At 34.7% G+C, this 24,773-nt stretch carries 17 protein-coding genes; 8 read left to right on the forward strand and 9 right to left on the reverse strand.

Annotated elements, in window-relative coordinates:
• Nucleotides 1-380: 380 nt before the first annotated feature.
• Entirely contained in the window at nucleotides 381-926 is a 546-nt protein-coding gene (locus EHQ31_RS06790; protein ID WP_135574965.1) for a DUF4334 domain-containing protein, read from the forward strand.
• A 58-nt stretch (nucleotides 927-984) separates the two neighbouring features.
• Here EHQ31_RS06790 and EHQ31_RS06795 read toward each other — a convergent pair whose 3' ends face one another.
• Both EHQ31_RS06795 and EHQ31_RS06800 read right to left on the reverse strand, forming a co-directional pair.
• Nucleotides 985-2,676, reverse strand: a complete 1,692-nt coding sequence (locus EHQ31_RS06795; RefSeq protein WP_135574963.1) for a methyl-accepting chemotaxis protein — start codon at nucleotides 2,674-2,676, stop codon at nucleotides 985-987.
• A 97-nt stretch (nucleotides 2,677-2,773) separates the two neighbouring features.
• Nucleotides 2,774-3,922, reverse strand: coding sequence for a DJ-1/PfpI family protein (locus EHQ31_RS06800; protein ID WP_135574961.1), 1,149 nt, complete (start codon nucleotides 3,920-3,922; stop codon nucleotides 2,774-2,776).
• Nucleotides 3,923-4,040: 118 nt separating this feature from the next.
• On the opposite strand from EHQ31_RS06800, the gene EHQ31_RS06805 reads away from it, so the two are divergent.
• Entirely contained in the window at nucleotides 4,041-5,171 is a 1,131-nt protein-coding gene (locus EHQ31_RS06805) for an AraC family transcriptional regulator (protein ID WP_135574959.1), read from the forward strand.
• Nucleotides 5,172-5,173: 2 nt separating this feature from the next.
• On the opposite strand, the gene EHQ31_RS06810 is transcribed toward EHQ31_RS06805, so the two are convergent.
• The 5 genes from EHQ31_RS06810 to EHQ31_RS06830 form a co-directional block, all read right to left on the reverse strand.
• The gene (locus EHQ31_RS06810) at nucleotides 5,174-6,349 is read right to left on the reverse strand and encodes a YheT family hydrolase (protein WP_135574957.1); all 1,176 of its coding nucleotides are present in this window, start codon (nucleotides 6,347-6,349) and stop codon (nucleotides 5,174-5,176) included.
• Nucleotides 6,350-6,358: 9 nt separating this feature from the next.
• Nucleotides 6,359-8,050 (reverse strand): glycoside hydrolase family 2 protein, encoded by a 1,692-nt coding sequence (locus tag EHQ31_RS06815; RefSeq protein ID WP_135574955.1) that lies wholly within the window; start codon nucleotides 8,048-8,050, stop codon nucleotides 6,359-6,361.
• Nucleotides 8,050-9,378: an MFS transporter gene (locus EHQ31_RS06820; RefSeq protein WP_135575072.1), complete on the reverse strand. Its 1,329-nt coding sequence runs from the start codon at nucleotides 9,376-9,378 to the stop codon at nucleotides 8,050-8,052. The genes EHQ31_RS06815 and EHQ31_RS06820 overlap by 1 nt, the downstream gene beginning before the upstream one ends.
• Before the next feature lie 92 nt (nucleotides 9,379-9,470).
• Nucleotides 9,471-10,952 carry a lipid A deacylase LpxR family protein gene (locus tag EHQ31_RS06825; protein ID WP_244247295.1) on the reverse strand — a complete coding sequence of 494 codons (1,482 nt, stop codon included), beginning with the start codon at nucleotides 10,950-10,952 and terminating at the stop codon, nucleotides 9,471-9,473.
• A gap of 65 nt (nucleotides 10,953-11,017) precedes the next feature.
• Nucleotides 11,018-11,341, reverse strand: coding sequence for a DUF3817 domain-containing protein (locus tag EHQ31_RS06830; RefSeq protein ID WP_135574953.1), 324 nt, complete (start codon nucleotides 11,339-11,341; stop codon nucleotides 11,018-11,020).
• Between the two features lie 228 nt (nucleotides 11,342-11,569).
• On the opposite strand from EHQ31_RS06830, the gene EHQ31_RS06835 reads away from it, so the two are divergent.
• The gene (locus EHQ31_RS06835) at nucleotides 11,570-13,582 is read left to right on the forward strand and encodes a neutral/alkaline non-lysosomal ceramidase N-terminal domain-containing protein (protein ID WP_135574951.1); all 2,013 of its coding nucleotides are present in this window, start codon (nucleotides 11,570-11,572) and stop codon (nucleotides 13,580-13,582) included.
• Nucleotides 13,583-13,630: 48 nt separating this feature from the next.
• The gene (locus EHQ31_RS06840; RefSeq protein ID WP_244247296.1) at nucleotides 13,631-16,003 is read left to right on the forward strand and encodes a YhgE/Pip domain-containing protein; all 2,373 of its coding nucleotides are present in this window, start codon (nucleotides 13,631-13,633) and stop codon (nucleotides 16,001-16,003) included.
• On the opposite strand, the gene EHQ31_RS06845 is transcribed toward EHQ31_RS06840, so the two are convergent.
• Together EHQ31_RS06845 and EHQ31_RS06850 are read right to left on the reverse strand one after the other, a co-directional pair.
• The gene (locus tag EHQ31_RS06845; RefSeq protein WP_135574947.1) at nucleotides 15,910-17,355 is read right to left on the reverse strand and encodes a hypothetical protein; all 1,446 of its coding nucleotides are present in this window, start codon (nucleotides 17,353-17,355) and stop codon (nucleotides 15,910-15,912) included. The genes EHQ31_RS06840 and EHQ31_RS06845 overlap by 94 nt on opposite strands.
• A 17-nt stretch (nucleotides 17,356-17,372) precedes the next feature.
• Entirely contained in the window at nucleotides 17,373-18,680 is a 1,308-nt protein-coding gene (locus tag EHQ31_RS06850; protein ID WP_244247297.1) for a lactonase family protein, read from the reverse strand.
• A 256-nt stretch (nucleotides 18,681-18,936) separates the two neighbouring features.
• On the opposite strand from EHQ31_RS06850, the gene EHQ31_RS06855 reads away from it, so the two are divergent.
• From EHQ31_RS06855 to EHQ31_RS06870, 4 genes are all read left to right on the forward strand, one after another.
• A complete protein-coding gene (locus EHQ31_RS06855) occupies nucleotides 18,937-19,740 on the forward strand; it encodes an SDR family NAD(P)-dependent oxidoreductase (RefSeq protein ID WP_135574945.1) in 804 nt (267 codons plus the stop codon).
• A 3-nt stretch (nucleotides 19,741-19,743) separates the two neighbouring features.
• Nucleotides 19,744-20,172, forward strand: a complete 429-nt coding sequence (locus tag EHQ31_RS06860) for a hypothetical protein (protein ID WP_135574943.1) — start codon at nucleotides 19,744-19,746, stop codon at nucleotides 20,170-20,172.
• A 94-nt stretch (nucleotides 20,173-20,266) separates the two neighbouring features.
• The gene (locus EHQ31_RS06865) at nucleotides 20,267-23,386 is read left to right on the forward strand and encodes an HAD-IC family P-type ATPase (protein WP_135574941.1); all 3,120 of its coding nucleotides are present in this window, start codon (nucleotides 20,267-20,269) and stop codon (nucleotides 23,384-23,386) included.
• A gap of 139 nt (nucleotides 23,387-23,525) precedes the next feature.
• Nucleotides 23,526-24,770, forward strand: coding sequence for a hybrid sensor histidine kinase/response regulator (locus tag EHQ31_RS06870; protein ID WP_135574939.1), 1,245 nt, complete (start codon nucleotides 23,526-23,528; stop codon nucleotides 24,768-24,770).
• The last annotated feature ends 3 nt before the right edge of the window (nucleotides 24,771-24,773 follow it).

Here is a 24,773-nt window from a genome sequence, read left to right on the forward strand (position 1 = left end):
AATGGGAATTCGGTTCAGTTCAAATTTAAAAAACATAAAAAAAAGTATTTCGGCTTCAGGATTCAATTACTTTCTTTAGAGTCAGCCATTTGTACAATAAATGACAGAGACATTTATATGCAAAGTAGAGTGATCGTTAGCGACAAAACCAACAAATGGTAGTTTCAACTGCAACAATGCTAACGCGGAGTCTTTTCCTATGAAACTGTCCTTTCTTCAGGTTTAACTTTATTTAATGGAATGCATTTGACTGTATTAACGAAGAACGAAAGCGAATTCAATCTGTTCTTGATTGAAGATTGAAAATTGAACCATGTAATTGTAAATTTATTTCGTCCTAATAGTAGTAAGGAAAAGTAGGTTTAGGTTACAATTTATATATGAATACTCTTGAATCAAAATTTTATGAAATGCGCGCTAAAAAGAACAATTCCACTGAGGATTCTTTTGCGTTATTTGATGCTTTGGAAACAGTTACAATCGAAGATATGATGGGAATGTGGCATGGCTCTGGTTTTCATACAGGGCACACAATGGATGGAGCGTTAGAAACATTTAATTGGTATGGAAAAGAATTTGAGGATGCTGATAACGTTCACCCATTGGTTTTTAAATCCTTTGGAAAAACTTTATTTAAAGTTAATCCTTCTATAATGCCTGTTCGGTTGGCAACACTGGTTCCTTCTACAAATTTATGGCCACTAAAGTATGTTTTTTTGTTGGTACGTTTTTTATTTCAAACTTATAAATCAAAAGCTCGCGTCCGACGTATAGAGTTTCGTGGCAAAGTCACTGCTGCAATGATTTATGATAACCTTCCCATTCATGATGTATTTAAAAAGGTAAATCAAAATACTATGTTTGGATGTATGGATTATAAAGGAATGAAACAACCTTTCTTTTTTGTATTAGAACGAGATAAATAAAAGAAAACAGATCATTGTTGTGATTCTTATCGAAACAATGATCTTGTAATTTTAATTTTTAGTCATTTAACCAAGTAATTCCTGCTTCTAAACTAGGTACGGATTTTAATTCTACGTTTCCGGTTTTCAGTGTTTGGTCATCTATAGAAATGGCCGCTAAAGCAGAGTTCGGTACGACTACCGCCATTTTTCTTAAACTAGAGTTACTTGCCTTGGGAAACCAATTGACGTTTACCCATTCTTGTGCAGAGCGAGACACAAGGCCCATTCTTCTTGTGTCTGCAAGCCACTTACGGATATTAAATTTATGGATAATATTCAATGCTTCATTTAGAATTTCGATATATTTATCTTCGCTAAAATTTGGTGTCCAGACAACTTCTAATAAATCTTTTTCTTTAATATAGTAAATACTTCCGATTTCAGACCTGAATTGAAGTTTATGAGTGGATTCGTCACGATCGGAAATTGATGATTCATCTGAAACAATGTTTGTTTTGAAGAGATCAACCATTGAAATTAATTTGTCTGCAGTATTCGCAATTGTAGTAATTTTCTCTGCTAATAAATCACTACTTTCGGAATTGCTAAAAGAAGATTGGCTAATAGATGATACGGAAGCCATTACTTCGTTTGTTGCTGTTTTGTGTTCTGTCACTGCGTCTTTAATTTCTTCCGATCTTACTTTCACAAAAATAGCTTCTTTTAGAAGTTTTGTTTTTAACTCTTTTTGTGTATTTACGGATGAATGGACTTCTGAAATTTTCTCCGAAATGGAATCTATGTTTCCTATGATTTCTTGAATTTCCATTGTAGTTTTTTCAATACTTTCTCTACCGAAAGAAACATCGTATTGATTCTTTTTCATTAACGAATCGATTCCTTTGACTGCATTTGCAGTTCTTTCAGCTAGTTTGGATACTTCTTCCGCTACAACGGCAAATCCTCTTCCTGCGTCTCCTGCCCTCGCAGCTTCTATTGATGCATTGAGTGCTAACATATTGACTTGTTCGCTGATTTTAGAAATGACATCTACTGTTTTTGAAATCTCAAGTGAACTATGCGATAAGTTGTCCATTGCTTCATTCATAGTTCTTAATGTATTTTTACCAGCTTCTGCTCGTTCAATAATATTTTTAATCGAATCCAAAGTGCCTTCAACATATTCGCTGGTTTTATCGATTGCGACAGAGAGATGATCCACTTCTGAAGTTAAATTATTCATACTCTGAGAATTTGTTTCAGCGATATTGGAGATTGATACAGCAACTCCAGAGATTTCTTCTATAGAAGCAGAAACTTGTTCAGTGGCGGCCGATTGTGACTGTAAATTGCTGGAAAAATCAAGTGTCACCAATTTCATTTTTTGTGAATCTGAAGATAAGGTGTCAGCTGAAGTTTTGATATGTTGAATGAGTTCACCTTGTGCTTGTAACATTCTATGAAAATTCATATAGAATTCTGAAAGTAAATCGTTTTCTTTGTATGGGATTCGAACTTGTAAATTGCCGAGTCCTACTTCCTTAAAAGCAATTTCTAATTTGCCAAAGATATTACTGAACCAGGAGCTGAGTGCTGAACCAAAAATAAGAACTAACACAGTTAGGATAAGAATTCCAAAACCGATTGAGATTGTTAGGTTTTCTGGCAGCGCATTTTGCATTTTTAAAACTAAGGCCATGCTCAAAAGCAACAAAATTCCAAAGGCCAAAAAGGAGAGAATAAAATAAAGTTTTAGTTTTGTACGCATAGGTTTTCTCATTCCAGTTTTTACATCTATAAATGGGGTGCTAGCCTAAAAATGAGAAAGCGGAATTTTCGGCTTTAATACGCGACATAATGGAAAACTAATGATTGGGAAATTCCAATTGTGTAGAAACAAATTGTTTGGTACTTATACCATATCTTTTTTCAACATCATTCAATGAATGTTCAAATTGATTGAATGCTTTTTTCTTATCTGATATTTCTAAAAGAGTATGGTTTTTCTTATTTCCTTCTTCTTTCACCTCGGAAATAAAATTGATTCCTGATTTTGATTGGGTTGGTTGATGTCCATACTTAATGGCTATTACTTTCGATTTATAAGTCCGAGAGTAAACATCGGCCACTAACGCTAAGGAAATTTCATCAATACCATCATAAACAGGTATCTCTAATGTTTCATAATCCCAAAAGAAAATTAGATTTTTTGCTGCTGTTAGATATTGTCTCCAATCAAAATAAAATTCATCACTATTGTGTTGAGAATTCCAATCAGTGATTCCAAGTGCTTTTGCGATTTCATCTGCTTTTTTCCTACCTCCAATGGCTTCCACTAAAGCTAAGGATATAGGAATAGAAGCAGTTACACCTGCTGTGGTAATAATTCTTTGGTCTTGAACGTATCTTTTATTTTTTATCCATTTTGAATCTGAAAATGCAGAAGATAATTTTTCTTTGGAATACCAATGTCCTGTTGCATGTTTATTCTTTAATAATCCTGCATAACCTAATGTCCAAACTCCGTCGCAAACACCAACAATGGTAGCTCCTAGTTTATATTGTTTTTGAATCCATTGAATGATATTTTCGTTTTTTGCATTATGTATGGCTGGTACTATCACAAGATCGGAACCTTCTGGATAAAGTTTGTCGAAGTCTTCTAGAGATTTGTTGTTTTCCATTGAGAGCGCTGGGAAAAAATCTATTTTCCCTTTTTTATCAGCGAGAGCATAAACTTCAAAAATATGGGAACGTTTTAAAATTCCATAAGGAACTATAAAATCTGTGAGTTCGGTATATTGATTTTCTCCTATGACGGTGACCACTGGTTTTTTATGCGATAGTTTGATCGGTAAAGTATTTAATTTATCTTTATCATAAACCTGCGATTCTCCCCATAGGTTAAATGTTATAGATACAAAAATGAAAAAGAATACTTTTAAGGAGTTTTGAATCAAATACCGGGAATCGGATTTGCTATTTTTTGAAAAAAGTTTATAGTTAGAATTCATAAAGAAAGTATCACATATGTTTGGGAACCAGTCGTCCGTTTGTATACGGATGGAATACAAAGTTTAATATTTTCTATAAATAAATAGACAATTGTCATTTTGATTTCTTAATTGTTTTATGAATTTGATTCCTTTCGCAGGTGCTTTGGTTGCGTTTCTTTTAGCCGCCTCACATTGGATGGAAACATGGCAAAAAGATAAGAATAAAAAACAAATTTCTCCTGTTGTTACCCAAGTGCGAAGGCAGTTGGGGTTTGTCTTTTTGAATCAATATACAACTACGATTTTATTCCTTATATTAGGAATACTACAGATTCATATTTATGCTGAATTAACAGGAGATATACAGTATTATCCATATTTTTTTGGGATTCATATTCCTTGTCTCTTTTTGATTGGACCACTTAGTTATATTTATTTTGAGGAAATGAGCGGTGGAGAGTTTTATAAAATTAGGATTCTCCATTTTTTGCCAAGTATAGTAAGTTTATTTTATATTTTTGTATTTCGCCCAACGGATTTTTTATTAACCTCATACGATTTATTGACCCATAATCATAATTCTAACTTTCCAAATGGTATCCATTGTTTGCTTGGTGTCGCTGTTTTATCAATTTTTGTTTATACATTATCTATTTTTATACGTGTGTTTCGGTGGAAATTGAGTTCTAAAGAAAAGTTGGAATCATCTTTTTTCCCATTCATTTGTCTTCTAGGTTATTCGCTGTTTGTTGTACTTCAGTTTGTAATTTCTCAGTTATTTTTTATGCAATTGTTTGTTGTAGCTTGTTTATCATTAACCTTACTTTTGATTATGATGTTATTATTAAAACTAGACCATAAAGAGCTGATTCCTAATTTTAAATCTGAAGTAAGGTCGGCTAGGTACAAAGAAAGTAGATTAAGAGGATTAAATATTAACCAAATTTTGCAAAGATTGAATGATTTAATGATCACAGAACAAATTTACTTAAATGAAAACCTTAGTTTGCCAATTTTGTCCAAAAGATTAGATTTAAATACTCATCAACTTTCAGAAATATTAAATTTTCATTTGGGATGTACGTTTCGTAATTATGTAAATCAATTTCGATTGCAAGAAGCAGCAAGACTTCTTTTAGAAAAACCGGATATGACTATTTTAAGTGTCATTTATGCTTCAGGATTTAATTCTAAATCTTCGTTTCATAAACTTTTTATAGAACAATTTGGTCAATCGCCTCAAAATTATCGATCTTTGAAAAAGTAAAATTACTTACGTTTACTTTTCTTTTTGACCTTTAAGGTAACTTTACGTTTTGGTAGATTTTCCTTCATTACAGCGGCAAAATATTCTCCAATCACTTGGTCTGACCAAGAGGTAGCTTTTAATCCTTGGAAATAAGCAATATGGCTGCCTCGTTTCGTATGAACATGGATAGTATTAGGAAGTGTTTCCAGCCAATGAAGATTTTCCAATACATTCTGATTTACACAAATCGGATCGTCTGCAGAATTCAAAACAAGAAGTGGTGTTCTAATATTATTTGCCACTAAAACTGGATTGGAATGGAAATAATAGTTTTCTTTGTCTTTAAATCCAGAAATGGTATGTAGTTTGTCTTGAAATTCTCCAATTGTTTTAATTTTTAAAAGTTCATCTACTCCGTTTAACTTAGATAAACTTTCGTAATGTTTTTTTAGAAAATAGTTAATCATTCTTTGGCCCATAATTTTACTATAAACTGGGTGGACTCGATGAAATGCTTTTTCGATATCGTATGCAGGCGAGACTGCAACCGCAGCTTTAAATCTACTTTGAACTCCAGACTCTCCTAAGTATCTAGCCAGAAGCCCTGAGCCGGCAGAAATACCAACTCCAAACATTTGTCTTTTGGGAAATCTTTTCTGAATGTATGTCAATTGTTCTTTTAGGTCGGAGGTTGAACCCATTGTGTTTACTTTCGGTTTGGTGAGTGGAAGGCTCCCGTGGCCTCGGCGAATACAAACAACTACGATCCAACCATATTTTTCTCTTAGATATTTGACTGTTGTTTTTACATCTTGTTCATCCCCACTGATTGTATGAAACAAGACAACAATCGGAGAGTCATTGTTAGCTGCTATACCACTGATTCCCGACCAAGCGAGGCCGGTGATCCCACCATCCTTCATTTTGATTTGTTCTAGTTGGTCATAATGGAATGGCTTCGTCCGATATTCGCGCAACATTAGCAGAAGTAACATCAAATGTTGGTTAAAACACCAAAAAGTTGGGTAATACTTTTTTGTAAGAACTGGCGATGTTTCAATCACACGTAATAAAAAATCGGATTCACTAAACCTAAGTACTGGGGTTTCAACAACTTCTTTAAAGTAATAAAAGAGGAAACTAAAAGTTAGGATGGTAAAAATTGTAAACAATGGGTGATTGGAGATAATTTCCATTATATTCTCTTATTGATAAACTAATTTAGAATTTAGCTCTCGCAAAAATTCGATATCAAACTTTACCACTTGGCGATCATAAGTGACAAGCCCATTAATTTCTTCTTCTACGTCGCTGACTTGTGTGTAAATGGATGCACTTAATCCTTTTTCAATTAGAGGTATTAGTTCCGTTTCGAAAAGTTTTCGGTATTCAGTTTCTAAACTTTTTTTGTCCGGAAGGATTTTGTAACCAAACAGCTTTTTTTCATCGAAGACGTGGCCTTCGGTTTTTAGTGAATAACCACCAAACTCAGATAATACGATAACTCGGTTTTCATTTTTTGGGACTTTTAGTTTTTGGTAGTAAAGGTGTAAACTTTTTAGGTCACTACTGTTTGGACCTTGGTCATACCACCCACTGACACTATCGATAGTTCTAGTATTGTCTAGTTCTCGTAACTTCTCAGTTAGTTTAATACTATCAAACTGTCCCCAACCTTCGTTAAATAAAACCCAAACGGATAAACTAACAGTATTTTTTAATAAATTTACGGTTTTATCCATTTCTGAAATAAATTCATTTCGACCGGCTTCCTCTGTTCTATTTAAAAATTTATATTTTGTATCATTGGTTTTCCATCCTATAAAAGGTAAATAGGCAACTTTCCAAGTTTCATAAGCACCGCCACCACATACGAAATCTTGCCATACCAACATTCCAAGCCTGTCACAGTGATAATACCATCGTAGTGGTTCAATTTTAATATGTTTGCGTAACATATTAAAACCCATATCTTTCATCAGTTTAATTTCTTTTTCCATCGCTTCATCGTTCGGTGGAGTCAGAAGACCTTCAGACCAGTAACCTTGGTCGAGTAAACCATTATGAAAATAAGGTTTATTGTTTAAAAATAACCTTTTGAATTTCCCATCGAATCCAATAGAAAATTTCCGCATTCCAAAATAAGATTTTATTGTATCATAAGGTGTTTTGATCAGTAATCCGTAGAGTTTTGGATTTTCTGGTGACCAAAGTTCCATATTTGGTATATTGATATTGGCATTTTTATCTGAAGATTCTGCTATTACTTTATTTCCATCTAATACCTGTATGGTTATAGTTAGGCTTTCCGTTGTTACAAATATTTCCACAGACTTTGTGTCTATATTTGGTATTATTTTTAAATCTTTTATATAATCATTAGAGACACTTTCAAGCCAAACACTTTGCCAGATGCCCGATTGTGGAGTGTACCAAATCCCACCTCGATTCAATTTTTGTTTTCCGCGCGATTGGCTTCCGGTATCAGTTGGGTCAGTGACTCTTATGGTTATTTCATTTCTCCCAATTTGTATGTATTGTGAAATGTCAAAGTAAAAAGGCAAAAATCCACCCTTGTGGGAACCTACTTCTTTGCCGTTAATGGAACAATTGCAAGAGTAATCAACGGCACCAAAATGGAGTAAGGTGATATCTTTAATAAAATTAGTAGTGAGTTCAAATTCGCGATGGTAAACCAGCTCTTCGTTTGGTTGAAGAATGAAATGCCCGAGTCCACTTGCTTTTGTTTCAGGTGAGAATGGAACATTGATTTTGTATTTTCCTTGGGGTTCTTTATCTGATTTGAAATGAGTTAAATCCCATTCGCCATTTAAATTGATGTAACTATCGCGTTCTAATTGCGGACGTGGATATTCTGTATGTGAAATAGTTTTCATTAAGACTGTTTGCCTCGAAATAAGAATGAAAGAGGGAAAAATATTAGTAAACAAAAGAGAGCTCCCGCTAAAAAAATCTCGGGTGCCGGTACATGTGCGGTTGCACCATTGACTGGATCAATGTATGTTAGGTTTGTTCTTTCGTTTATGGTTTCACCGATCATAGGTCCAATGTACATAGGAATTAATACAAAAAAGATCATACGTATCCCTTGCAGTTTGCCAGTGTTTTCAGACGGAGTATTGTCTCGAATTTGTGCACCAAGTAGTGCTAAAACTTGAACAAATCCTGTTATTAAAATTAAACTTGTGGCACCTGTCGTCCACATAACTTGCGTTTTAAGATTTAAATTTATAGTTTTGGACATTATGTATAACGAAAACATTCCAAGAATATATATAAGTGAAAAATAAATCAGGAGTTTGTCTTTATTTTTTCCATCAAATTGTTTTCCTAAAAGTATCGTGATGATACTTGCACCGAGAATCACTCCTGCTAATACAATCGAATATTGAATGGCATCAAATTTTAAGTATTCCTGCATGTATATGATTAGGTAAGGCATATATATCTGGCTTGCAATTCCGTAGATCCCCATAGCAACAAAATATAAATACAACTTTTTGTTTTGCTCTATGACTGAAAATTTGAACCCATAACTTATATCAGAGATAAAATTTGTATTTTGTTTTTTTAGGTTTGGATTGTCTTTGATAAGCCAAATCCCAATGATTCCTGATACTGACATCATAGTTCCAACCGCAACAAATAGTCCAGGATATCCAAGAGCATTCACAATCATTCCAAATCCACCAGCCACTATTAACATTGCCACAAGAGGCATCGCAGATAATACTCCTTCGGCAAGACTCCTCGCATTTTCGGTGTTATCTGTTACAAAGGCGTTAAAGGCTGCGTCATTGGCAGTGGATCCAAAGGCTGTCATAATACAATCTAGAGTTATTACGATAGCTATTGTTAGGTTTATGATTTGTGCTTCGTCGGATAATTGAAACCAAATTGCAGTGTTTTCTTTGGAGATAAATGCAAATGACAAGGTAAGTAAACCCCATAAAAGGTAACCAAGGGAAATGAAATATTTTCGGTTGCCCGCTTTGTCTGTTAAGATGCCGGCGATTAGGGTGGTAAAGGTGGCAACAATTCCACTCAGTTGGACCATTAATGTGACCGAAGAAGTATTTTTCGCAATGGTATTGTAAATGAATAAGTTAAAGTACATATTTTCCACAGACCACGCGATTTGTCCGACAAGTCCGAAGAGAATTAAGACTGACCAAAGACGGCCGTTTAATTTATGAGTGTTCATCATCGCATAGTGTCGGAGAAGGATGGTGTGGTTGGCGACAAAAATTTTGACACTCGTTCAATTTTCTTTGATAGCGAAACCAATTACATTTTTTAAAAGACTTTCCCTAGTTGGAAACCTAACCACTGGTGTTGTTGTGGTAAACCTTTACCCGACTGGAAGTCGATAGTTTGATAGTTATAATGAACACCGAATAAAAAACCAGCATTGGAAACGGAAACAAATCCAACTTTGATAAAACCCACTGCACGTTTTAAATCAGCCACGTATGTTTTTTCATCTCTAAATTCAATTTCATTGCGTAATAGTTGTAACAATACTTCTCTTTGTTTTGGATCCAATATAAACTGAGATAAAACTTCATAAGAATAGAGTCGAATCTGCGGTGGTAATTTTCCTCCTTCTGGACGAAAGATGGAATAAATTGCTAAGGCACGAGCATTGTCGGGAATTTGGTCCCATTGCTCCGCTAGATTATTTAAAAGGAATAAACGAGTCGATTTTTCAATGTCTTCAGCACCATTGAAGATATTGTTAAATAATAAATAGTTAAGACCAATATTATATGGGTTAGAAGTTCCATTTACCAAAAATTCATTAAACAAAATATATCTTTGTAGGGAGTTTTTTCCATTATCCTCCGCTAATGCTCTATATTGAATTTCTCTTTCCCCTGCTTCCTGCGTAGGATTATTTAAATAATTATCCCAATTGCTAAAGGCAGTGTTTCTATTCTGAGTTTTATAGGATTTGTCTGATCCCATTAAACCTTGTATTGTAGCATTATAAAATTGGAATGTACCTCCAGGATTTACATAAAAATACCAATAACCTGTTCCGTCTTCATGAAGGATCGGAGGACCTGGTTGTAATGCAGAACTTCCAGGGCCTGGTGTTTTGTCTACGTTTCCAAATCGAAAGATAAGACCAAACGAAGCGTCCGCTTGAATGTTTCCTAAGTTTAGATTATACTGTGTTCCAAAAAATCTATGGTAGAACTTTCTTACATCTGTCCGGAGTGCACCTGAGTAGGAATTAGGAATTTGTGTATCCCATCCTTGAGGGGTGGGTGAACCAATGAAATTATGAAAATTCATTTGTGCGGATTTTCCACCAACGGAGGGACCGATCATTCCAAGTTCCAACTCTGTCGTGATACTAGTATCTTCAGTTGCAGTTGTTAACGAGTTACCAAAATAAGCCCGACTGGCATATGGCCTGTCACCATAGGAAACATCCGCCTTTTCTATGTTTGTTGGAGTGTAAAACTCTTGACCTAGAGAAAAACCTTGTAAATATTTTGTAGATTGTGTCGGAGTGATAAATAAATCATTCCAATAACCTAACACTCTTCTGGTTGGGTTTGATTCTCCTGCTTTCATATTAAATTCCAAGCGAGAGCCATTTGTATAATATTGATCTGAAAAACCGCCAAAGGCATCGTTTTCCATAATCAAACGGATTTGGTATTGGTCCTTTGGTTTAGGGAAAGAATTTTCGATACTAGTTTGAGATGTTTCTGAAGGTTTAATTAAATTTGGTTTTCGATTTTCTTTCTTTGGCGCTGCTTCCAAACTCAGACTCGCAATCAAACCAAAGAAACTTAGAAAATGTAAAACCTTTATGTTATAAAAAAAAATTAGGATTCCTTTGAACTTTCTGAATCTGGTTTTAAATAAAGATATTTTTCTGCAATAAAAGTCCCGAAGGGAACAACGGATGCGAGTGCCGCTAACAAAGTTTTTTTCGTTTTCCATTCTAACTCTACTTTGACTTGAAACAATTCTACCAAATATAAAAGGAATAATAAACCATGAATGAGCCCAACGATCTTATTTGGTTCTGGATTTTTGTATATGTATTTGAGAGGCATAGTTACAAAAAGAATCGTGAGAAAAGAGAGACCTTCTAAAAACGCTAAAATGCGAAAACGTCCTAGTTTTGTTTGGAGTAAAGAAAACACTGTCACTTCCTTGTCGTTCAATATTACCCAATTTTTTGGATTTCATAGATTCGTCCTTCCTTTCTTCTAACGTTTGGTTGGTCCATTTATAGCGGATATTTGCCGGTTTCATCGTAAATTTGCTAAATTAGAACGGTAATTCCCTTCACAGAATGGCATTTGGCTTAGAAATTAGTCGACAATTGTTCGGGATTGACAGGAGAAAGGAACCCATTTAAAAGTTGAAAGATGAAGTTGCGAATTTTCTTAATCGTTCTTTTTTGTTTTTCTTTTCCACTTTTGTCGGAAGAGAAACCGGTGTATTCTGCTGCTATGGCGAAAAAAGATATCACTGGTCCGTCTGTGGGTGTTATGTTCTGGGGTTATGCTAGAGAAGACCAAACCGGAGTTGGAATTCATACAAGACAATTTGCCAGATCTCTCGTCATTCGTGACCAAGGTTCCAAAAAACTTTTAGCTTATGTAACTGCTGAAGTAGGAGGGATTCCTTTTGAAATTCAAAGAGATGTTGTCAAAAAATTGCAAACAGAATTAGATCCTGCATTTAACTATGGTAATGTTTTAATTAACGCATCCCATACTCATAGTGGTCCAGCAGGCCATTTCCATTATTCGGAAGTGTCTTTTTATTCAAAAGAGTTTTATCCGGAATCTTATGCAGTTTTAAAAGATGGAATTTTTGAGTCCATCAAAGAGGCATATTTAAAAATGAAACCTGCTGAATTAACAGTGGGAAAAGCAATGGTAAATGAGGCCGGAATCAATCGAAGTTTATCTGCTTACCTTGCCAATCCAGATGCGGAAAGAAAAACTTATACTGATAACATTGACCGCGAGATGTTACAACTAACTGTATCTGTTGCCGGTGTTCCTTTAGGTTTTATCAATTGGTATGGAGTTCATCCTACTAATATCACCTTTGACAATCGACTTATTTCTTCGGACAACAAAGGAATTGCATCGCTACTTGCCGAAGCGGAGGCGAAAAAACAAGGGTTAAACGACTTTGTTGCTATCTTTGCACAAGCAAATGAAGGAGATGTATCTCCTAATCTCAATTTAAATAATACAGGCCCAGGAAAAGATATTTACGACAGTAGTTTTATCATTGGAAAAAGACAATTCGTTGCCAGTCAACAAATCTTAAAGTCTGGAGGAAAACGGTTGTCAGGTGGTATTTCATATACACAAAGATTTATTGATATGAGTAAACATCCAGTAAGCAGTGAATTTTCCGGAACTGGTAAAACGGAAACCACATGCCCTTCTGCCTATGGATATTCGTTTGCTGCGGGATCTACGGAAGAAGGTGGTGGGCATTGGTTGTTTCATGAAGGAATGACAAATAAAAATCGTAGGTTCTATATTGATTGGATTGCAAAGTTTATGTTACAATCTCCCTCCGACGAACTAAGAGAATGTCAAAACCCTAAAGCTGTTTTATTCCCAATGGGTGAAACAAAACCAATTCCTAGTTTACCGCAAATACTTCCGTATGGATTAACACTTGTAGGTGATCTTACTATTTTGGTTTTACCACATGAAGTAACCACTATGTCTAGTCGTAGACTTAAAAATGAAGTTCGATCGGTATTAAAAGATAAAACAACCGAGATAGTTTTATCTGGTTTAACGAATGATTTTTCTGGATACATCACTACTCCAGAGGAGTATTCAACACAAAATTATGAAGGTGGTCATACCTTACATGGCCCTCAGAGTTTGAATGCTTTAAGACAAGAGTTTCATAAAATGTCTATCGAGTTAAAAGATGGTGCACTTGCAACACCGCAAACTATTATGCCATTAGACTTATCCGATCGTGTACATCCTCTAAAAATACCTTCTGCAGATGTAGTTACAAACAAACCACAGTCTGTCATTCAACCAAGTTCCGAGTCCTATAAAAAAGGAGAAGTGGTTTCTTGTCGAGTAGCGGCTACAAATCCTAATGTGGGTTATTCGAAAGTGCCTTCATATTTATGGGTAGAAGTATTGGAAAATTCTACTTGGAAACCTGTTCGTTCCGATGCAGACTACGATACAAAGTTTTTCTATCAAAAGCGCGGAATTTGGGGTAGAGCAGAAGAAAGTTTAGATTTAGTTTGGGAAACGTCGCAAGAAACAAAACCTGGTGAATACCGTTTAGTTCATGAAGGAATGTATCTCGGTTCTGATGGAAAAAAATCTAATTACCGTATAGAATGTCCTAGTTTTCGCATTACGGAACCTGGAATATAAGATTGCAAAATCACCAAGATCCATATCCTTTTTGATATGGATCTACTTTTGTCTCGCCGAGGTCTATGGGCAAAATTTTTTGCTTATGGACTCGGTTCTTTAGTTTTACTATCACTTCCAATTAAGTTTTGGTATTTGTTTTCCGGGCAGACTTTGAGTGGATGGGATACTCCTGGTCATATTGTTTTAGCTAAGGAATTCGCAAAACTAGTCCAAACTGGTTCTGCAACTGGTTGGTCGGATGTTTGGTTTGGTGGATTTCCTATTTTTTACTTTTATCCACCATTTTATTATTTTTTCGTATATTCTCTGCATTTATTGCTTTCGATTAATATTGAATCTGCATTTTCAATATCAGTATTTATAACCATTTTATTATTAGTTACCGCTATATATTCATTTGCAAAACAATTCTTGTGGTCCATTTATCCGAAATATATTCGAGTTATTTTGGGACTTTCTTCAGTTTTATTTTATTTTAATTATGCAGGTGAAGGACTTCAAGGAACAAGTTTAGTTGGAATTGTTGAAGGCACAGTAGTTTCAAGCTTCACACACTCGTTGATTTTATTTGCACTAGTTTCGTTAGATAAATATAGAAAAAAAATATACTTTCCTTATTTGATTTTATTTGTTGGGTTAACATCTATAATTTTCTATTCGCATCTATTAAGTTCTGTATTCTATAGCCTAATGTTATTGATTTATTGTTTTGAATACCGGCATTTTTTCTTCCAGAATATCAAAGTATTTAGTTATTCATTGGTAACCGTTTTTTTTCTCATATCCCCGGTTGTTTATAACTATTTTTGTTTTTCGGAATATACTAGTGGTGTTTTTTACGGATACTCTTATCCCCCATTGTTATCTATTTTAGGCAAAGATGTATATGATTCTGCATTGAGAGCTTATTCAAATGGGGAGAATTTAACTCTTGTTTACATTGTCGAATTATTTAGTTCAGGAAGGTGGTTGTCATTAGCTGCGATTGCTCTTTTGATTTTTCACTTTAGAAAATTCCATTCTTCACCAAGAAGTAAATTTATTTCTACAATACTTTTAGTTTTTTTTTGGTTATCTCTTGATTATTCACTTGGATACATTTTCCCAAATCTTAAAATTCATAATTATCGTGCTTTCGATTGTTTTTTTATTTCATTCTCTATTTTATTCTCATTAAGTATCCGCACCATAGCTGGAAACGGAAAAAACCGACTTCCTTTTTTTTCAACAATCTTTGTTGTATTGATGATAGAATTTTATATTTTTATAAATTTTAATCCAACAAAATACCAAGAGTATCAATCTCCTATTTGGCAAAGTTCTAGATCATCTGAGGAACTAACGTTGTATCAGAAGTTAGCTGATCGTTTATCGTCTCTGCCAAATGGAACATTGGTTCAGCCGGAAATTATAAGATCTAAATCAATGTTTGGGACTCCTCATTTCTGGTTACCACTTCTTTATGAGGCAGGAGTGCGCAATAATCTAGGACTAACTGTTGAATCTTCCTATTATTCTACACTTGTTTTCAATTGGCAAGAGTTTGGATTCGCAAATAACTTTCGTTGGGGTACTGATGTGGATTGGAGAGAAAACCTCATATCGCTTGCGAAAAGAAATCCAGATTCTGGATATTATTTAGACTTTTTACTTCGCTCGGGTGTGACTCACCTAGTTGGTTACAGTCCTCAATTTCATGAATATATCAGCTTACATAAACAGCGTTTGGAAATCATTGGCAGCGAATATCCATTCTTTATTACTAAGATTCTACCCAACCCTAATCTTAAGTCAATAAAACCAATTGGTTTAATTCATACAGAACTATTGAATTCACAATCTGAATATAGGTATCGCGATTTTTTAAAAATAAGCAATCTACTTCAAATGTATTTAGTCAATTTGGGATATCATACAAAAGTCCTTAAGATTACTAAGAAACAATTGGATCAATTTGAAACAATTGTACCTTCTTTTTCAGCATTTATTTTAATCAGTAAAGAAGGTGGAATAGGGGATGAATCTTGGAATCAGAATTTAAAAAGTAAAAAAATACCATCAGCAATAATTCGCGAATCGCAATTGCTTTTAGATAATCAATCTTTTCCTATTCAGACTCTATCTGAACTTTTAGAATCAACTATAGAAATTCCGAAGTCAGCATTAAGTCAAAGTATGCCTCAATCTTATTTCGGAGAAAGAAAATCAGACCTTGGGGAACTTCTACTGGACGATACCGGTAAAGAGTATCCTTTTGTGACCGAGGAAAATGATAAATATTCAGATGGAATGTTCGCCAGGTTGCCAAGTTTAAAAGGAAAAATTTATCTTTGGGGTATGATAATCTCTTTTGTGGTTTTATTAAGCGGTATGTTTTTAACAAAAATTCCATATTTTTCATTTTCAAAAACTAAGTGATATTCTGAAGAAACTTTTTTAAATTCACTAAATGCGAAGTTATAATAGAATTTATTAATTACGACTGTTTCGTAATTGAGAATTTTGGGAATTTGTTGAAAACCTGGGATAATACCTTCAAAAAATGCTTTTTGTGAAAAATATTTGTTTTCACTAAAAGACCATGCATAAAGGGGATTAAGTCCGAAGAGATAGCGATATTCTGGTAGTTTGAATGTAAAATAAGGATAGTCTGCCCAAGAAAGGAAGATTCGTTCACCTTGTGGAATATTAAATTTTATCCATTGAGTTACTATATACCCATACTTTGTCTCAGATGATCGAAATTGTTGATTCATCTTTTCGTAAGCAATGGGAAATTGAATTACAAATAATATAAGGGCCGTTAGGATTTGATTTTTTTTGGAGAGCGTTGTATTAAGAAAAATGAATATGTAAAACATTAACCAACTTATTTCGAAGACTCTTAATGATGCACCGGTAAATATCAAACAGACTATTCCCAAAAATAAAAAAACGAAACTTCTTGGATGAAAATTGTAATGAGTTTTGTTGCTAAAACTTAGGAGTAATAAAGGAAGAATTGGCAAAAAACCTAAAATTAAAATGTCCCTAGTTGGTGGAAGCCACTCTGCGATTGCCTCAACTCCGGGTGGAGGAAAAGATTGGATAATTAGTTCAATAAAATAACCTTTAAATTGATAAGGAAATGATGGGTGAATGACAAGACCGGTAAACATTCCCATGGAAGAAGTAAAAAATAGTCGAGTGTTCGCACTGCTCCTTTCCAAGATTGCTATAAATAATCCAGTGAAAAATAAAAAAGGAAATCCGCTATAAGACCAAGTAGCCAGAAATGACAATAAGAAGATCCATTTATTATATTTCAAGTCCCAGATACGCAATGATAAAAAATACAATGAAAAGAATAATAAGTTTCCTCTTCCAAATAACATTCTTCCTGTGAATAAAACTGACCCTAAAATAAAAAAAATAACTATGAAATAAGGAGATAATGAAGGTGCTTCTTTTCGAAAAAAGGATGTTAGCTGGTATAGGAGCAATGAAATTGAAAATAGAATGAATAATTTAATTTTGATTGTTTCTTCTGTGGGAAGAAAGAGAAAAGGGATCATTGTGAGATGAAAAAGAAAATGGTAATCCGTAAATTCTCTAGATTGGATTCCTATCTCGGGCCAAGGCAGTTTTGAGACTAAACCTTCATTTAGATAAAGTTTGGTGACAGCAAAATGATAAAATATATCAGCATCAGGAATACCGGAGAATGCGAAAAGTAAAATTGCGTAAAGTGCAACTCCAAGGAAAATTGCCTTGTTAAAGTTTGATAACACAGATTGAATGCGTGATATTATCTAAAATATTTGGGAATTGACTTAAGATCCTTTGCTATGAATTCCCCTGACATATTGCTAAATGTAATAGGAGAGTTAACACCTCTTGTTAATGTTCCATTTTGTGAAAACTGGAAATATTCCATTTGATATTTATTGGTAGAACCTCCCGTATCAGAAACTAGATAAATAAACTTGCCGCTCCGGTCCCAATCTAGGTGTTTTGGCGAGTTACCAACACTTAACTTTTGATCTGTAGGAATTAGATTTCCAGTATTTCCATCGATTGCCAATAGACGTATGTAAAATGTTCCGCCAGAAGAATATAAAAAAGCCGCATACTTTCCATTCGGTTCCAAAACCATATTTGTAGAATTATTATCTGCTGGTGCTGGTGCGGTGTATGCCGGGTCTGGAGAAAATGGAGAGTTTGGTAATATTTGCATATTGCCATTAGCGTCATATCTATATCCATAAATTGGATTAGATGAATTCGTTGAAGTCATATACAAAAGTCGGTCAGTTTCAGATATGCACAAATTATTGTTAGTCGAAGGGTTATCAGGTTGTGTGTAAGGATTTCCACCAACAGGAGCAACTATGTCTGCACTTGTTTTTTTGTGCACATAGATTCCCATAGGTGTGCCAACGGAGTTGGCAGTAAAGATAATTCCATCTAAATTACTTGTTCGAATCGAGGAAGGAGAACATCCTACAGTGAAAGGATAATTTCCGGTGTTATTTAAATTGATATAACCCGAACTAATATCTCTTGTGGAACGGTTGATTGTAGGCGGACTTGTTAAAGTGTTGGAAGAATACATCGTTGTTCCATCTATACTAAATGTAGCGGTAGATGGAGCACCAAATCCATTTTTATCTTGGACCATTGTCAACGAGCGGTCCACTCCTAATTTGTGAACGACAACTCGATCGCTGGCCGGGCCAGTAAAGGTAATGATATCCCGTGATGTTGGAGGTATTGATATTCTTATAGGCTGGCATCCAGGGAACGCTGTTGTAACCGCCGGTCTAACATCACTCACGAAATCTGCAGTCAATCCAGAATCTGGGTCAACTCTGTACACTCTGAGACCTGCTTCATAAGGGGTGGTTCCTTTGTAAACTAGTAGAGCCAGTGAATCAGGAATCACCTTTTCACGTAAGAGGTATTTTACGAACTCTGCAAGGATCGATCGTTTGACAAACTCATCCGAGAAAGGATCACTAGGATTGTTTAAATCAGCCATTCTACATTGAGACACCAGAATGAAAATCAAAGAGGTGGTGACAGTTCTTTTTAAAAAACGAGGTAGAAACTTCATGAAATCCCTCTGTGAATGTTAGGTATATATCTCAATATTTGCTATTGAAGCAATTTATTGACTGATTAAATTCAAAATACCTCACTCTATTTCTTTGTCAATCATGATTACTGACCGTACAAAATGAATTTTTGACTAAATAGAAAATTCGATTAGAATGTCTTTAAGGTCTTTATTACATTGAAAAACAAGTTGTGGGAATTTCGTATGCTAACGAAATCATAGGAAAAGAGAACAATGGACTGAGGTGCGCCGAATGAATCAATTTTACAAAGACGAATGGGTTTGGATCACAGGAGCCTCCTCTGGAATTGGAAAGGAACTAGTCGCACAAGCTTATAAACAGAATGCAAAGGTGTTACTGGCGTCTCGGAAAATAAAAGATTTAGATGCGATTGCAAAAGAACTTCACTTAGAGAAAGGAAGATACGCTATCGAAAAATTAGATTTAGAAGATTATAAATCTGTTGGAACCTTCGCAAAACGTTGTTTACAGAAGTATGGAATTCCGAAAGTGGTCATCCATAATGGTGGAATTAGCCAACGTTCTTTAACCAAAGAAACCGACCTAACCACATTAGAAAAAATCATGAATACTAATTTTTATGGTGCTGCGGAGATGACTCGGTCCATGATACCGCAAATATTAGGAAAAAAAGAAGTACATTTTGCCGTTATTTCTAGTGTAGCAGGAAAAATTGGAAGTCCACTTCGTTCTGCATATTCAGCCTCCAAATTTGCGTTAGTTGGTTTTTTCCATTCATTACGATCGGAAGAGGAGAAGTCTGGAATTTTTGTTACAATGATCTATCCAGGTTTTATCCAAACTAATATTTCTAAAAATGCATTGAAAGGAGATGGATCATCCACAGGGACAATGGATTCTGTCATTGCCGCTGGATTACCAGTTCAATTATGTGCACACCGAATTTTACATGCGGTCGCCAACAAACAACGAGAAGTTGTCATTGCTGGCATTAAAGAAAAATTTGGATTAGCATTACAAATGGTTTACCCGTCGTTATTTTTTAAAATGATTCAAAAAGCAAAGGTTAGGTAGAAAATGATACGTTTGCAGAGTTTTTTTTGTATTATTGGAATGATTCTATTTTTAAACTTAGGAATTTTGGCAGAGACACCCGTTTCCAATTACAAAATCAAATCAAGTTCCAACGAGAAGGAACGTAATTATTTATTGGATCTTTTACGAGCCAAACTATCGAATGAGTTTAAACAAGAATTCATATTTGTTGTGGACCATTTTAAAGTATCTGGTGATTACGCTTGGTTTCGCGGAACAGCTCAAAGAAAGGATGGTAAAGAAATTTCATTCTCTGACGAAATGCCATACGATTGTTGCCATGTGGAAGCTTTGTTCAAAAGAACCAATGGGAAATGGCAAATTGCCGAATCCGCAGCATTTAGTACGGATGTTTGGTGGGAAGGAATTCAAGGTCGCTACCCGAATGCAGCTAAGGAAATCTTTTTGTAATATTTATTTTTTAATAAAAGTTTCCTTTTGATTATTTTCGAAAGGAATTTTTTATTGTGATAGAATCTATATTCGGGTTGTATTTGATAAAAGTATGCTTCTCGAATATCTAAATGTTAATTCTATTCATATTCTCCCTAGGGCTAAAAATTGGGACGATATCAGTTTCGAGTTGTTACGAAAAATTGAGGAAGGAACATTTAAGAAAGATTTACAAAACCGTATTCAATCCTTTCCGAACAGTTTGTTCGGAGACCTTGGCCCTCATATTTTAATTCCTCACTTTCGATCTATACACATCAAAACTCCAGAGGTTTTTTTATTTCTGATTCCGCATGGGATTCTTATGGAAAAACGCCTAATTCATTTGGTTTTATTCCAAATGATCCCAGAAACACAACCCTCCCTACATTTACGTTTGTTACATGGTCTATCCTCACTTCTTCCTCAGATATTAGATGAATTGTTAAAATGTGATTCGGAATCAAAAGTTTTGTCCGTAGTGCAACGTGGCGAATCAGATATGAAGCCAAGTTATAAAAATTTAAACCAAACGCAGATTGCTTTTGAATTACAAACTGACTTACAAAATGGTTTGAACCAATTAGAAGCAAAGGTTCGCTTAAAAACTTTTGGAAAAAATGCTATCGAAAAGGAAAGGTCTACTCCGGTTGTCTGGAAGTTGTTTAGAAGTTTTTTTAGTTTGTTTGCAATTCTTTTATGGGTAGCTACAACGTTATGTTTTGTTCCCGGGGTAGATATGCCAGAATTGGGAATTGCCATTTTTATAGTTGTCATCATCAATGGTATTTTTTCCTTTTTTCAAGAATCTAAATCAGACCATGCAGTAGAAGCATTACGTAAGTTACTTGCACAGGAATGTCCAGTAATCCGCGATGGGGTTATTACAACTGTACCTGCAGATGAAATTGTTCCTGGTGATTTAATCGTTTTATCTGAAGGCGATATTGTTCCTGCTGATTGTAGAATCATTGAGTCGGAAGATGTCGAAGTTGATAACTCTTCTCTTACAGGAGAGTCTACCTCTGCTAGGCGATATAAGTCAGATAGTGAAATTGTCTTAGAGGGAAAATTTCTTTGGTTAGAAATGCCGAATATACTTTTTGCCGGAAGTTCTTTAATCAAAGGAAAATCAAAAGCCGTTGTCTTTGGTACAGGACAAACAACTGAAATTGGTCAAATCGCAGGGATAACTTCCAAAATCAAACGTGAAGAAAGCCCATTACAAAAACAATTAAAACAAACAGTGATTTCAATTTCGTTGTTTGCCTTTGTTATTGGTGTTGTTTTTCTTATATTGGGATATTTGGTTGCCGGACTCAGTTTTGTCCAAGCCTTTGTTTTCTTTATCGGAATTTTTGTTGCGAATGTTCCGGAAGGTTTATTGCCAACGGTAACACTTTCTTTAGCGTTAGGTGTTTCGCGAATGGCAAAGAGAAATGCAATCTTAAAAGATCTATCTAGTGTCGAAACTTTAGGTTGTACTACAGTTATCTGTTCTGATAAAACTGGAACGTTAACTCAAAACCAAATGCGTGTTATTGAAACCTATTTTGATTCCACATTTTTGTTTCCTCAGGAATTAGAAAAAAAAGAAGGAAATCAAATATTTTTTAGCTGTGGTCATCATTGTAATAATGCCAGTTTAGAACCGAATCCATTCGGTGATCCTACAGAACTTGCTTTATTATACTTATCGCAAGCTAGGTTAAAAAATACCGAGGGACAACGTATTCACGTTAATGCATTTGAATCAGTAAGGAAACGTATGAGTGTTGTGGTTAAAGCAGATAATTTTACCACCGCATACGCAAAAGGTGGGCCACTCGAAATTCTTTCTATATGCACACATGTTTATGAGAATGGTTCAGTTGTTTTGTTAGATGAAACCAAACGAACAAACCTTAAAAAAGCATCGGATCTTTCGGCTAGCCAAGGTTATAGGGTTCTCTCCTTTGCTTATAAATTGGTAAATGAAATTCATCCTTCCTTTGGTCTGGAATCAATCGAATCGGGGATGGTGTATTTAGGACATTGTTGCCTTGCTGATCCCGTACGACCTAAAGTTCCAGAAGCTATCGCGAAGTGTCACACAGCAGGAATTCGGATTCTAATGATTACTGGAGATCACCCTCTTACAGCTGAATCTGTGGGTCGTTCTATTGGAATTGGTGGGGAAAGTCCCGTTGTGATTACTGGAGTTGAATTAGACAAAATGAACGATAACTCTCTTAAAGAATGGATTCGTAAGGGAGAACCCATATTTGCCAGAGTATCACCCTCCCAAAAATTGCGTATAGTTACAATGTTGCAGGAATTAGGTGAGATAGTTGCTGTTACGGGAGATGGAGTCAATGACGGGCCTGCACTTAAAAAAGCAGACATTGGAATTGCGATGGGTAAAAGAGGAACTGAAGTTGCAAAGGAAGCAGCTAGAATGATTATTGTGGACGATGATTTTGCTACGATTGTGGATGCGATAGAGGAGGGAAGAGGTGTATTTGATAATATTCGTAAATTTTCTGCGTACGTTTTGAACTCAAATCCCCAGGAGTTGATTCCTTTTTTACTTTGGGCATTGATTCCAGGTTTCCCTTTACTGATGACGGTGATGGGTGTTTTAGCTGTTGATGTAGGAACCGATTTGATCCCAGCAATGGGTTTAGGGGCTGAACCCCCTGAAAAAGGTATTATGTTTAAACCACCGAGGAATCGGAATGAGAAACTAATATCTATTCGTTTTATTTTGAGATCTTATTTAGTTGAAGGAATGATTTTATTTTTTTCCTGTTTAGCTACATATTTTTACTTTGTATATACAGAATGTAATGGTGTCTTACCGCTTTCGCCAAAAGGATTAAATATGGCGGAAGCAAGCCCAGTATATCTTCAATCGTTAACTGCCTTTTTTTTTCCAACGATAACCGTCCAAATAGCAAACGTATTAAGTAAACGTTCCAGAATAGAATCTGTTTTTCAAATGAATTTGTTTTCCAATAGAATCATTTGGTTAGGCATTGGATTTTCTTTGTTTCTTTGTTTTATTTTCTTTTACACTGAGCTCAGTTCTATTTATTATTTTGCTCCAATTCCATTACATGTATATATCTTTGCTTTTCATGGAACAGTAGTTATGGTTACATATTTTGAGATAGTAAAATATTTCCGAAGAAAAAGGTTAAGGAAAAATTAGAACGATTCTAGTGATTATCCAGAAAGAAATTTATTAATTTTCTAATTAGATGTCAATTTCGTTCGTATCTGTTGACCATAGAATGATTCAAATAATGATGAATCTTGCGATGATTTCAATGAAAGTTCAGGAAATATAAGTGAACGAAAAAAGAGTGTTATTGGCTGAGGATGAGTTGGTTTCAGCAACATATCTAAAGGATAGTTTGTCCGCTTTGGGTTATAAAGTGACTCTCGCAAACGATGGAAAACAAGCCTTAGAATACTATTTAGAAAATCCATTTCCTGTTGTGATTACTGATTACGAAATGCCTGGTTTGAATGGTGCCGAGTTAATTCAGGAATTAAAATCCGAAGAGATTGAGCCTGTGATTTTTATGTTAACTTCTCATATCAATCCTAAGTTGATTGTTAATGTTATGAAGTTAGGGATTTACGATTATTTAGTAAAACCATTGGAAGAACAAGAAATCTCAATTAAGTTAAAACGTGCATTTGAATTTTATGAAATGAAACGAATTGAAACGATAACAAAAAGAGAAAGGCAACTTCGGTTGGAGGGCCATTTAGAATGGATCCAATGGAAAGAAAAGATGGCTGGCGTTGGTGAGTTCAATCGTCTTAACCAGAATTTATTTGAAAGCTTAAAAAATAGTTTTTGTCAAGGAGCCGGTTTTGGCGCCCTCGTAACATTATTAAAATTAGTATCAGACACGACAGTAAAAGAAGGCAATCACTACAAAATTGAATCTGATTTAATGGAACTTATTCAAATCAATACAGAGATGGCTGAAAAAGCATTAAAAATGTTTGCTGATATTGATCTGATGGTTTCTAGTCCTATACAGTTTGCGGAAATTTCATGTGCCGAATTTTATGATCAAATACAATATTGGCTACAAGAATTAAAACCATTATTGGATTTGAAAGGCCAACAAATTCTGATTAGCGACCTAAAACCAAATCATACAAAATATAAAATATCCTATAACTCTATGTTTATGCAAAACGCATTTAAAGAAATCATAACAAATGCCTGTAAGTTTTCGGAATCGAATTCAAAAATTACTATCGTAACAAATGTAGAACATGATTGGTTTAAATGTGCTGTATATAATCAACCAGTGTTAAATGCAGATGGAACTTGCGGCATACCATTACAATATGAAAATCTAATTTTTGAGCCTTTTTACCGATTATCAAAAAATGTATATGATGAATACGGCACTTTGGATTTTGGATTAGGGTTAAGTTATGTAGACAGTTGTTTTAAAAAACATAATGGGAAATTATCTGTACATAATGTAGTTGATCATTCAGAATGGAGTGAAAATCCAATCACTAAAGTAGCGTTTCAATTTTCGTTACCAGTAAATAAAATTTAAAAT

This window comes from Leptospira montravelensis (assembly GCF_004770045.1).
In the GTDB taxonomy this organism is placed as follows: domain Bacteria; phylum Spirochaetota; class Leptospiria; order Leptospirales; family Leptospiraceae; genus Leptospira_A; species Leptospira_A montravelensis.